Here is an 11,698-nt window from a genome sequence, read left to right as displayed (position 1 = left end):
CCCCCGCCGGCTGCGCCGGCCTGACCCCCGCCGGCTGCGCCGGCCTGACCCCCGCTGGCTCCGCCAGCCATGCATAGACCGCGCAGAGCACGGGCACGCCGAGCTTGGCGAGGTCCACGGTGAGGAGGAAGCGCAGTGCCCAGTCGAAGACCTCCGACCGGCCGGACAGGGCCTGGACAAGGGAGAGGCCGGCCGCGTCGATCGGGTTGAGGGGCGGCAACGGCAGCGGATCGGTCACGATGGCACCCCGGTATGTCGGGGGGCGCAATGCAACGGCATCACCGAAGGTTCCGCCGGCCCGGGCGCGTCAGCGTCGATGTGATGACGATCCGGGGACGGTTTCACCACGACCGGCGCCTTGGCTGGTGGCGCGCAGCCGGAATATTGCGGCTTTATGAATAAAGTTTGTTTTTTTTGTCGCTTGTGCGCCTGCGGCCCCGTGACGCGGCGCTGTCAGTATGTAACCGTTATGGTATGAAACAGAGGCGGTCATGCTGGTTCCGATACGAGGGCGATGGCTTCAGGCCAGCAGGCCAGGGCCCGAATGGATCGGCCTGTAACGACTGATGCTGCGTAACCGCGTCCTGCAGGCTGTCTCCGGCGGGCTTGACGCGCTCGATAGCCTCGGCGTGCCGGCCCTTGCACTCGACGAGGAGGACCGGGTGCTGCGGTGGAGCCCGGAGCTGCTGGACATCTTCCCGGAGCATCGCGGGCACATCAGCGTCGGGGAGCCCTATGCGGAGGGTCTTCGCCGTCTCTTCCAAGGCAAGCTCGATGCGGCGGAACTGCCGCATATCGATCGCTACATCGCCGAGGCGCTGCAACGCCACCGCTGGCAGGAGGCGCCCTACGAGTTCCTGTATCATGGCCGCTGGGTCCGCGCGAATGTGCTGCGCCTGCCGGGAATCGGCAGCCTGCGATTCTGGAACCTCGTCGCCGCACGCCGGGATGGCGACACGCTGGCGGCGAGCATGGCGGGTTCCGGCGGGCAGGTCGATGGCGAGATCATCGACCGGCTCGCGGACGGGCTGGTGGTGCGCGATGCGCAGGGCCTTATCCTGCGCGACAATCGCCGCTTCGCGGAGACCTACGGGCTGGCATCGCCCGCGGATGCCATCGGGCGGAGCTTTCCCGATATCCTGGACCTGGCCTGCACCGTGCCGGCGGAGAATGAGGAAGCCCGGCGCTGCTGGTCCAACTATTCACGCGTCCTGGGCGCGCCCTTCGAACTGCCCCTGCCGGGCAATCGCTGGGTGCGGGTGCGGGAACGCCGCACGCATGATGGCCGCCTGATCGGCACCCATGTCGATGTGACGGACCTCGTCCGGCTGCGCCGCAGCGCCGGCGAAGCGCGCATGCGCGCGGAGGACCTGGCGGCGCAGCTCGCCCAGGAAATCGAGGATCGCAAGCGGACGGAGGCGCAGCTGGTCCAGTCTGCGCGGATGGTGTCGCTCGGGCAGATGGCGACGGGCCTGGCGCATGAATTGAACCAGCCCCTGGCCATCATGGTCCTGGCCGCGGATACGGCGATGCTCAAGCTGGAGCGATCCGGCGCCGACGCCATCCCGGACGTGCTGACGCGGCTCGAACGCATCGGCACGACGGCGCTGCGCGTCCGCGCGATCATCGACCATCTCCAAGCATTCGGGGGGCAGGATGACGGACAGGCGGCGCTGCGGCGCCTGGACCTCCGGGACGTCGTCAGGAGCGCGCTCCTGCTCACGGAGGCGTCCATCCGGTCGGCCGGCATCGCGCTGACCATCTGCCTTCCCCCGTCGCTTTCCGGGGTGATGGGCCGGCCGATCCAGCTGAGCCAGGCGATCATGAACCTGCTGCTGAACGCGCGCGATGCCATCACGGAGAAGGCGCGGCCCGATGGGGCGATCCGTCTGGCGGTGGAGGCGCTGGAGGGGCGGGTCATGCTGACCGTGTCCGACAATGGCGGCGGCTTTTCCGCCAGCGCGCTGAAGCATGGGCTGGAGCCATTCTTCTCGACGAAGGATGTGGGCAAGGGGGTCGGGCTTGGCCTCGCCCTGGCCTACACGACCGTCACGGGCTGCGGCGGCGGCATCACGCTCAGCAATGCGGATGGCGGTGCGGTGGTGCGGGTGACGCTGCCCGCAATGGCACCGGACGACGCTTCCCCGGGCTGATCCAGGGCGGGGGGGCAAGGCGGTTGGAACGAGGCCTCCGCTGGCTGTGGAGGGAGTCGCCCCCCCCGGGGACCCTCAGCCCCGCGTCAGCAGGCCCTGGCCGCCGAGCAGCCCTGTCACCCCCGGCCCCATGCCCATGGCGCGTTCCGCGAAGGCGCGCTTCAGCCGGGGCATCCGGTCCACCGCGGCGATGCCGATGCGGCGCGCCAGGCGGACGGGGCCGAAATCATTGCCGAACAGTTTCTCGAGTCCATGGCAGGCGGCGAGCATCAGCCCGGCATCGGGGCGGGCGCGGCGGTCATAGCGGGCCAGGACGGCGGCGCTGCCGGGGTCCTCGTTCGCGGCCGCGGCCTCGATGACCGCCTCCGCCAGGGCGGCGACGTCCCGGAAGCCGAGGTTGAGGCCCTGGCCGGCGACGGGGTGGATGCCATGGGCGGCATCGCCGATCAGCGCCAGGCGGGTATCCACCTGGCGGGACGCCCAGAGGGCGGTCAGCGGGTAGGACCAGCGGCGGCCGATGGGCTTGATGCGGCCGAGATGGTCGCCGAGGCGGCGGGAGAGTTCGCGGCCGAAGGCTGCATCATCCATCGCCAGGAAGCGGGTGGAGAGGTCGCGGCGATCCGCCCAGACGAAGGCGCTGGCATGCGGGAATTCGGCGCTGCCGAAATTGCCCGGGCCGGCCAGCGGCAATTGGGCGAAGGGGCCGTTCGGCAGGAACATCTCCAGCGCCGTGCCGTGGTGCGGCTTCTCATGCGCGAAGGCGCCGACCATGCCGGTCTGGCCGTAATCGTGGCGGGCGACGGTGATGCCGGCCTGCTGGCGGAGGGGGGAATTCCGGCCCTCCGCCGCCACGACCAGGCGGGCCTGGATGGTGGTGCCGGCGTGGGGGCCTTTCGTCAGGCGGAGCGTGGCGCCCTCGGCCGTGCGGGTGACGCTGGCCTCGGCGGGGGTGAAGACGTGCAGGTTGGGCAGGTGGGGGAGGCGGGCGTTGAGCGCGACGCGCAGCGACCTTGCCTCCACCATCCAGCCGAAGGGGGTGTCGCTGCCGGGCTCGGAGACCTCGGCGGCGTTGAAATCGAGCTTGAGGGAGGAGGGGCGCTGGCCGGGGCGGCCATCGGCGACGCGGATGTGGCGGATGGGCTGGGGCGCGTGGGGCAGGCGGTCCCAGATGCCGGCGGCGGCCAGCAGGCGCTGGCTGGTGAGGGCGATGGCATAGGCGCGGCCGTCGAAATCCGGGAGTTCCATGGGCGGCAGGGGCGCCTGGTCCAGGATGGCGGTCGAAACCCCGGCAGCGGCCAGGGTGGCGGCGAGGGTGGCGCCGACGGGGCCGGCGCCGACGATGGCGACGGATACGTCGAGGTGGGGCATCTGGCTCATAGGGGAGAAAGTCGGCCTGGAATCGCGGTTCGGCAAGGGTCTGTCAGGAAACAGGCAATTGCCCATTATTTGTGCTGTATTCGAATGCTGCGCTGCGAAATGGCAACCGCCGCGCGAGTGAGTCCCTGGGGCAACGGTGTTGCGCACGGGTGGCACGGTCCTTGGATTGGGATCGGGCCATAAGCCTTGGAAGGGGATCTACGGCGCGATGAAGCTGGTGATGGCGATCATCAAGCCCTTCAAGCTGGACGAGGTGCGCGATGCGCTCACTCCGCTCGGCGTGCAGGGGCTGACGGTAACCGAGGTGAAGGGTTTCGGCCGGCAGAAGGGCCAGACCGAGATCTACCGCGGTGCCGAGTATCATGTGAGCTTCCTGCCGAAGCTCAAGATCGAAGTGGCCGTGCCCGCCGAGATGGTGGATGCGGTGGTCGAGGCGATCGCGGGTGCCGCGCGCACCGGCAAGATCGGCGACGGCAAGATCTTCGTCCTCGATGTGGAACGCGCGCTGCGCATCCGCACGGGCGAGACCGACGACCAGGCGCTGTGACCATGCAGGGCCCCAGGGAAACAACGATTGAAACATCGATGACGGGGATTGGGGGAATGACGAAGCTTGCGCGCGCCGCGGCCTTGGCGCTGCCGGCGATGCTCGCGGCTGCGCCGGCCTTCGCGCAGGACGCGAAGATCGACACGGGCGACACGGCGTGGATGCTGACCAGCACGGCGATCGTGCTGATGATGACCGTGCCCGGGCTGGCGCTGTTCTATGCGGGCATGGTCCGCAAGAAGAACGTGCTGGCGACGATGATGCAGTCCTTCGCCATCACCGCGCTGGTCGCGGTGCTGTGGATGGTGGCGGGCTACAGCCTGGCCTTCGGCGAGGGCAACGCCTACATCGGCGACGTGTCCCGCCTGCTGATGAGCGGCATGGCCGAGAACTGGGACAAGCCCTTCACGCTGGGCAGCGGCGACAGCGCGGTGGCGACGACGATCCCCGAGAGCGTCTTCGCGATGTTCCAGATGACCTTCGCGATCATCACCGCGGCGCTGATCACGGGCGCGGTGGCGGACCGGATGAAGTTCTCCGCGCTGATGATCTTCGTCGCGCTGTGGACGCTGCTGGTCTATTCCCCGGTCGCGCACTGGGTCTGGCACCCGAATGGCTGGATCTTCGCCCTCGGCGCGCTGGACTTCGCCGGCGGCACGGTGGTGCACATCAATGCCGGCGTGGCCGGCCTGGTGGCGGCGATCGTGCTCGGCAAGCGGGTGGGCTACGGGACGGACAACATGTCCCCCTACAACCTGACCTTCGCCGTGATCGGCGCGAGCCTTCTGTGGGTGGGCTGGTTCGGCTTCAACGCGGGCTCCGCCGTCGGCGCCGGCGCGCGGGCGGGCATGGCCATGCTGGTGACGCAGATCGCGGCGGCCGGCGCGGTGCTGGCCTGGCTGATCGCGGAATGGGCCACCAAGGGCAAGCCTTCGGTCCTGGGTGCGATTTCCGGCGCGGTGGCGGGGCTGGTCGCCATCACCCCGGCGGCCGGCTTCGTGCTGCCGGGCTCCGCCCTGGTGATCGGCATCGTGGCCGGGCTGGCCGGGTTCTGGGGCGCGACCGCGCTCAAGCACTGGTGCAACTACGACGACAGCCTGGACGCCTTCGGCGTGCACGGCGTCTGCGGCATCGTGGGTGCGCTGCTGACGGGTCTGTTCGCCTATGGCCCGCTCTCGGCCTCGGCCGCCACGCCGGAAGGCTATGGCGCGTCCCTGTCGCAGTTCCTGATCCAGATCTACGCGGTGGCGGCGGTCTTCGTCTTCACGGCGGTCGCGACCTACATCCTGCTCAAGATCGTGGACGCCGTCGTCGGCCTCCGCGTCAGCGAGGAGGAGGAGCGCGAGGGCCTGGACGTGACGCTGCATGGCGAGCGGATCGGCTGACACCCCCTGCCTTCGGGGTCGCTGAGGAACGCCGGGGGGCAGCCCCCGGCGTTTTTCGTTGGGGGGCGGGGATGCCGGGGACGGGTATGGCCTGCACAAAAGCAGGCGAGGGTTGCATCCCACGCGCAGCCTTGCCCCTTGGCCACGGGCCACGACCGGAGTAGATAGCCAGCATGCAGGCACGCAAGCTGTTTGACTTCAATGACCGTCGCACCGCGGCGGAAGAGGCCCGGAAGAAGACCGCCGAGAAGTTCCAGGCGCTGAAGAGCCGCCTCGACGATCCGGCTGTCCAGCAGAAGATGGCGGAGCAGAAGGCGATCGCGGATGCGCGCGCCGCCCGCCAGGCCGAACGCGCCGCCGCCAAGGCCGCGGAAGCCGCCCGGATCGCCGCCGAGAAGGCCGCCGCCGAAGCCGCCGCCGCCGCCGCGCGGAAGGAGGAGGAGCGCCTCGCTGCCGAGGAAGCGATGCGCGCCCGCGCCGCCGAGATCGACGCGATGAACCGCGCCGCCATCCTGGATGCCGAGAAGAAGGCCCGGGCGCTGGCGGTTGCCGCCGAACAGAAGGCCAAGCGGGACGCCCGCTACGCCGCCCGGAAGCAGCGCACGAAGTAACGCCTTCGACCCATCGCTTCGAAGCGCCCGGCTGGCCCTCAAGGCCCGCCGGGCGTTTCGCGTTTCAGGGCTTGAGCAGCGCCGCCAGTTCCGGGTTGCAGGCCGTGAGCGCCGGGCCCGCGGGCAGGCCGAGGCGGGCGCAGACGGCCCAGGCGCTGGCGAGGTTGGAGGAAAGCAGGGGCACGCCCAGCCTCTCCCGCATCCATGCCATGGCATCCAGCGTCGGCATCCCCGTGCCGGACAGCAGCACGGCGCAATCGGCGGGCGGGTTCAGCTTGGCCAGGCCATCCGCCACTTCCTCCGGCGTCAGCTCATAGGCGCGGAAGCTGTCGCTGACCTTGAAGCTCTCCGCCAGTTCCAGCCCGGCCTGGCGCCAGTAGCGCTCCGCCCGTTCCGTCAGCCAGCCGGGATAGGGGGAGAAGAGCAGCAGCTTCGGGCGGCCGAGCGCGGCCAGCGCTTCCGCGATACCGCGGGCGGCGAGGACCAGGGGGCGGCCGAGGGTGTCGGAGACGCGGGCCTGGGTGGCGGCGTCCTGGTCCGGGGTCACGGCGTAGCTCGGGCCGGTGATGCCGTAGATGGCGGCGTCCATGCTCAGCGCCCCGAAGCCGTCCAGCGAGCGGTCCAGCGCCTCCAGATAGGCGGCGTTGCGCTGTTCCAGCGTGGTGCCGGGCATGACGGGCATGCGGGTGACGTGCAGCGCGGCCTGGGGCGGCAGCAGGTGGCGCGTCTCATGCTCCACCGCGGGGTTGGCGGAGGGCGTTACCAGCGCGATGCGGTGGGTGGGGTGCCAGGCGCGGGCGGGGTGGGTCATGCGGGGGCTCCGACGCGGGCAATGTCGATCATGCTGGCCTCCCGCGCCCAGGTCAGGGTTTCCCTCGGTGTCAGGGCGGCCATGCGGGCGACCTCATCGGCCGGGGTCGCCGCCACGCGGGCATCGGTGCGGGGGAGGAGGGCGTCGCGCACCACGCGCAGCCGCGCCTCGGCCCAGGATCGCAGCAGGGCATCGGGCGCGCCGGCGAGCACGGCGGCGATGGTCGCGGCCAGCGTCATGGCATCATGGATGCCGGCATTCATGTTCATGCCGCCGCGGGTGTTCGTCAGATGCGCGGCGTCGCCGGCCAGCAACACGCGGCCCGCCTGGTAGGACAGCGCCATGGCGCGCTTCACGCCATAGACGTCCCGGCCCTCGATCGGGAGGTCGCGCAGCGCCGGCAGGAAGCGGGCGATGCGGGCGCGGGCGTGGTCCTCGGCCAGCGCGGCATCGTCCGACATCTCCGGCGCCACGCGGAAGATCAGGCGCCAGACCTTGGGCATGCGGAGCAGGGAGCAGGAGCCGGCCTGGTCATAGAGGTAGCCGAGGCCGTCGAGGCCCGGGATGTGGTCCCGCAGGTCGATCGGCGTCAGCAGGCGAAGCACGCGATGGGCGTAGTCATTGGTCTCGGCCGGGATGCCGGCCAGCGCCCGGATCGCCCCGCCCGCGCCGTCGCAGCCGATGGCGTAGCGGGCGCGGTGGGTGGTGCCGTCGGCGGCGGTGATGGTGACGCCGGTGTCGTCCTGGGCGAGCGCCTCCGCCCCCGCGTTGAAGCGGACGGTGCCGGGGGGCAGGGCGGCCAGCAGGGCCGGGGTGACGTCCTGCTGTTCGCGGTGCCAGCGATGGGGGAAGCCGGTCTCCTCCTTCAGGATTCCGAGGTCGATGCTGGCCGCGCTGCCATCATCGACGCGCCGCCACAGGATGCGGTCGATCCGCACGCCGCCGGGCAGCAAGGGCGCCAGCACGCCGAGGCTGTGCAGCGCATCCAATGTCGGCGGGTGGAAGGTGGAGGCGCGGGAGGCGGCGGAAAGCCCTTCGCGCTTCTCCAGCACCCGCACGGCGATGCCGCGCTGGTGCAGCGCGAGGGCCAGGGTCAGGCCAACGGGGCCGGCGCCGGAGATCAGGATATCGGTGTCGTGGGTGGTCACCCGAATAGATCCTTGGCGGGCTGGTCATGCAGCAGGGCGGCGATGGCGGCGGCGGTGCCGGCCTCGCCCAGGGTGGGGGTGGCGAAGCGGTGGAATTTTGTCAGTGCCTCGGCTTCCGCCATCGGGCGGTCGGGGTCGCCGGTGACGCCGGTGATGGTGGCGGATTGATCGCCGATGGTGAGGGTGGCGCCGCGCAGGCCGGCGGCGGTCAGGGCCGCATCCTCCCGCAATTCGATGGCGGCTTCGAGGGCACGGAGCGTGGGATCGGCCAGGGCTTCGTCCGTATAGGCGGAGGGCCCGAGATCGCCGAAATGGAGCGCGCAGGCGACCGCCCAGGTGAGGCTGAACTGCGCGGTGATGGCGGCGGTGGGCGCGCGGTTGCCGGCGTAGCGCAGCGCCTCGGCATAGGTGGAGAGCGTGATTCTCGAATAGCCCTCTCCCCCTGGAAGGGGGGTCGGACGCATGCGTCCGACGGTGGGTGAGGGGGTTGCCGATTTTGACCGAAGCTCGATCGCCGCCGCCGCCCCGTAATGGGCGTGCCGGACACCCGCGAAAGGTTTCAGGTAGGCGGCTTCCAGCAGCCATTCGCCGGGGGGCGTGACCGGCGCCGGGACCTCAAGGCCCAGCGCGATGCGGCGGCCTTCCTCGAAGCCCGCCACCGGCGCGTCCATCCCCGCGGCGGCGCCGGCGGCGGCCATGGTGCCGAGCAGGGCGGCGTGGCTCGCGTAGCTGTTGCGGCCATCCATCCCCGCGGCGATGGGGGCGTAGAGGGAGAAGGGGATCTGGCAGGACGCCAGGCGCACGGCGCGCGCGATGCCGGCCTGGTCCAGCCCGATCAGCGCGGCGGCGCAGGCGGCCGCGCCCAGGCTGTGCCAGGATCCGTCCACATGCATCCCCGGCCGGATGCGCCAGGCCTGGCCGGCGCGGCCCGCGACCTCATACCCCAGCGCGAAGGCCGACAGCGCCAGCGCCGGATCGCCGCCTTGCGCGCGGGCGACCAGGGCGAGCGGCGCGACGGGCAGGGCCGGGCGGCCATGGGCGCTGGCGAGGCCTTCATTCGCCTCGTCCCAGCAGGTGGCGGCGGCGAGGACCGCCGCGGCGGCACCGGGCGCCAGGCGCGCGCCTGCGATGGCGACATCGCCGGGAAAGGCGTGCCGCATCGCCTGCGCGAAGGCGGTGACGCGTGGGTGCCTGAGGCCCGCCAGCGCGCAGCCGAGGCTGTCCAGCAGCAGCAGCCGCGCCTTGGCGGCCGCCGCGCTGCCGCCGGAAGGCCCGGGCGAGGCCCAGGCGATGACGTCCGAAAAAATCACTCGGCGCGGGCGCCGGAGCGGCGGACGGCGTCGCGCCAGGTCCGCCGCTCACGCTCCATCAGGGTGGCGAGGGTGGCGCGGCCCTGGGGCATGGCGTCGGCTTCGCGCTGCGCCAGCACGGCGGCCCAGCCCGGGCCTTCCAGCACCGCGCGGAAGGCGGCTTCCAGCCCGGCCTGGATGGGCTCCGGCGTCGTGCCCTGGGCGAAGACGCCGTACCAGGGGCTGGCATCGAAGCCGGGCACCGTCTCCGCGATCGCGGGCACGTCAGGCATGGCGCGGAAGCGGCGCGCGCTGGTCACGCCGATGGCGCGCAGCGCGCCGCCCGCGCCGACCTGCGGCTTGGAGGTAGCGAGGCCGTCCAGCGCCACGGGGATGGTGCCGGCGACCATGTCCGTCAGCAGCGGCGCGCTGCCGCGATAGGGGACATGGGTCATCGGCACGCCGAGCGTCGCGCGCAGCAATTCCATCGACAGGTGCGTGAAGCTGCCCACACCATTCGAGCCATAGGGCAGGCCATCCGGCGTGGCGCGCAGTTTTGCCACCAGCGACGCCACGTCGGTCGCATCCGGCAGGGCGCGGGGCGAGACCACCAGCAGGTTCGGCTGTTCCGCCAGCATGGCGATGGGCAGGAAATCGGTGTCGGGGTCGTAGCTCAGGCGCTCGAACAGCACCTTGTTGATGGCGATGATGCCCTGGGTCGCGACCAGCAGGGTGTGGCCATCCGGCGTGGCGCGGGCCACGGCCTCCGCCGCCAAATTGCCGCCGGCGCCGGCGCGGTTCTCCACCACCACGGGCTGGCCCCAGCGGGCGGAAAGCTGCTCCGCCGCGGCGCGGGCCAGGATGTCCGTCAGCCCACCAGGCGCGAAGGGCAGCACCAGGCGGACGGGGCGCGTGGGTGCCCAGGCGGCTTGCGCGCGCGCGGCCATCGGCAGGGCCAGGGCGGCGGCGAACAGGCTGCGGCGGGGAAGACGGATCATGCGGGCGGGGCTCCGGTGCGGCCTTGGGTGGGCCGCACGGTCCCGCATCCCGCGCCCAGCGTCCAGCGTCCCCCCCCCCCGGTTCGGCGCGGGGTTCGGCTTGGCGAGGCTACGCCTCCGCCGGCATCCGGGCCTCGGCCTCCCCATGCTGGTCCAGCAGGGCCAGCAGGCGGCGGCGCATTTCGATGCCGGGCTTGTCACTGGGCATGTGCAGTTCCTCCGCCATGGTCAGCGGCACGTCCCAGGTGGTGCTCTCCAGGACATGCCTGTCCTCGATCGTTACGGCGCGGTCGAAGGCGATGACCTTCTCGGCGGGAGAATCGGCTTCCGTGTCGTTGCGATAGACCCATTGGCAGATCTGGCTGCGGCGATCGTCGATGGGGGTCGCGGCGGTGACCAGCACATGGGTCAGCCCCGTGGGGTAGTCGATACGGCTGGCGCGCATGAAGGGCATGAACCAGCGGCCCTCGATGACGCGCACCGTGCGGTCGCCGGCGCCCTTGATGAGGTCCCTGGAGATGCCGCGGTTCGCGACCGGAGCCTCCCCGCGCATGACAAAGCCCCAATCCGTGTGCTCGATCGCGACGGGGGCGGGGCGCGGATCCTCCAGGATGCCGAAGGTCTCGGCATGGACGTAGCTGATATGGGCCATGTCGAAGCTGTTCTCCATGAGGCGCAGGCCGGAGACGGCCCATTCCTCATGGAACTCGTCGATCTGGCGGAAGGCGGGGTCGGCGGCCTCCGGGATTGCCGGGATCGGGTAGAGGGGGTCCTCCAGCGCCACCCAGATCCAGCCGTAGCGGGAGGCGGCGTGGTGGCCCCTGGCGCCCGATTTCAGGCCGCGCGTGGGGTCATGCGCCTGGGGGACCTTCACGCAGCGGCCATCCGCGCCGAAGGCCCAACCGTGATAGGGGCAGCCGATGGCCGGACCCTCCGGCGCCGCATCGTCGATGAAGCCGAGCGAGAGCTTGGCGCCGCGATGGGGGCAGCGATCGGCGATGGCGGCGGGGGCGCCGGCGGCGGTGCGCCACAGCACGATTTCCTGCCCCAAAAGGGTGAAGGGCACGGGCCTGCCGGCGGGGAGGGAGGCTTCCGGCATCATGGGATACCAGAAACGGCGTAGCAACTTCTGACGGGTCGGGACCATGGGGCGAGGGGAAGGCAATGGGCGTGCCAGCCTGCGATGAAGGCAGGCGTGCGGGTCTGGTGAGGGTGGCGCCCAAGGGGTGGGCAGGGTGGCGCGGGATGGGGCGGTTGGGGGGGGGGGGGGGGGGGGGGGGGGGGGCCGCCCCCCCCCCCCCGGCCCGCCCCCCCCCCCCCCCCCCCCCCGCGCCGGGGGCCGGGGGGGCGGGCCCGCGGCGGCGGCGGGGGGGGGGGGG

Annotated in this window: 11 protein-coding genes; 4 read left to right on the top strand and 7 right to left on the bottom strand. The window is 71.6% G+C overall.

Annotated elements, in window-relative coordinates:
* Positions 1–238, bottom strand: a 238-nt coding sequence (locus tag ACTIE5_RS11990) for a hypothetical protein (RefSeq protein ID WP_439549933.1), incomplete at its 3' end; no start/stop codon positions are given.
* 328 nt (positions 239–566) lie between these two features.
* Between ACTIE5_RS11990 and ACTIE5_RS11985 the strand changes: the two genes are divergently transcribed.
* Positions 567–2,153 (top strand): sensor histidine kinase, encoded by a 1,587-nt coding sequence (locus ACTIE5_RS11985; RefSeq protein WP_439549932.1) that lies wholly within the window; start codon positions 567–569, stop codon positions 2,151–2,153.
* Positions 2,154–2,228: 75 nt separating this feature from the next.
* Here ACTIE5_RS11985 and ACTIE5_RS11980 read toward each other — a convergent pair whose 3' ends face one another.
* Positions 2,229–3,521: an FAD-dependent monooxygenase gene (locus tag ACTIE5_RS11980; protein WP_439549931.1), complete on the bottom strand. Its 1,293-nt coding sequence runs from the start codon at positions 3,519–3,521 to the stop codon at positions 2,229–2,231.
* Positions 3,522–3,738: 217 nt separating this feature from the next.
* On the opposite strand from ACTIE5_RS11980, the gene ACTIE5_RS11975 reads away from it, so the two are divergent.
* The 3 genes from ACTIE5_RS11975 (at position 3,739) to ACTIE5_RS11965 (ending at position 6,073) form a co-directional block, all read left to right on the top strand.
* The gene (locus ACTIE5_RS11975) at positions 3,739–4,077 is read left to right on the top strand and encodes a P-II family nitrogen regulator (protein WP_092961646.1); all 339 of its coding nucleotides are present in this window, start codon (positions 3,739–3,741) and stop codon (positions 4,075–4,077) included.
* 56 nt (positions 4,078–4,133) lie between these two features.
* Complete coding sequence (locus ACTIE5_RS11970; RefSeq protein ID WP_439549930.1) at positions 4,134–5,462, top strand: ammonium transporter; 1,329 nt, start codon at positions 4,134–4,136, stop codon at positions 5,460–5,462.
* A 173-nt stretch (positions 5,463–5,635) separates the two neighbouring features.
* Positions 5,636–6,073, top strand: a complete 438-nt coding sequence (locus ACTIE5_RS11965; protein ID WP_439549929.1) for a DUF6481 family protein — start codon at positions 5,636–5,638, stop codon at positions 6,071–6,073.
* 64 nt (positions 6,074–6,137) lie between these two features.
* Here ACTIE5_RS11965 and ACTIE5_RS11960 read toward each other — a convergent pair whose 3' ends face one another.
* The 5 genes from ACTIE5_RS11960 to ACTIE5_RS11940 all read right to left on the bottom strand — a co-directional run bounded on the left by ACTIE5_RS11960 (position 6,138) and on the right by ACTIE5_RS11940 (position 11,418).
* A complete protein-coding gene (locus ACTIE5_RS11960) occupies positions 6,138–6,884 on the bottom strand; it encodes a maleate cis-trans isomerase family protein (RefSeq protein ID WP_439549928.1) in 747 nt (248 codons plus the stop codon).
* A complete protein-coding gene (locus ACTIE5_RS11955) occupies positions 6,881–8,032 on the bottom strand; it encodes an FAD-dependent oxidoreductase (RefSeq protein ID WP_439549927.1) in 1,152 nt (383 codons plus the stop codon). Before ACTIE5_RS11955 ends, ACTIE5_RS11960 begins: the two co-directional genes overlap by 4 nt.
* A complete protein-coding gene (locus ACTIE5_RS11950) occupies positions 8,029–9,342 on the bottom strand; it encodes an MmgE/PrpD family protein (RefSeq protein WP_439549926.1) in 1,314 nt (437 codons plus the stop codon). Before ACTIE5_RS11950 ends, ACTIE5_RS11955 begins: the two co-directional genes overlap by 4 nt.
* Positions 9,339–10,319, bottom strand: a complete 981-nt coding sequence (locus ACTIE5_RS11945; protein WP_439549925.1) for a Bug family tripartite tricarboxylate transporter substrate binding protein — start codon at positions 10,317–10,319, stop codon at positions 9,339–9,341. The genes ACTIE5_RS11950 and ACTIE5_RS11945 overlap by 4 nt, the downstream gene beginning before the upstream one ends.
* Positions 10,320–10,428: 109 nt before the next feature.
* Entirely contained in the window at positions 10,429–11,418 is a 990-nt protein-coding gene (locus tag ACTIE5_RS11940; RefSeq protein WP_439549945.1) for a Rieske 2Fe-2S domain-containing protein, read from the bottom strand.
* Positions 11,419–11,698 lie beyond the last annotated feature (280 nt).

This window comes from Falsiroseomonas sp., assembly GCF_051859025.1.
In the GTDB taxonomy this organism is placed as follows: domain Bacteria; phylum Pseudomonadota; class Alphaproteobacteria; order Acetobacterales; family Acetobacteraceae; genus Falsiroseomonas.
Note: the sequence above shows the minus strand (reverse complement) of the source record. Positions and strands in the feature narration are given on the sequence as shown.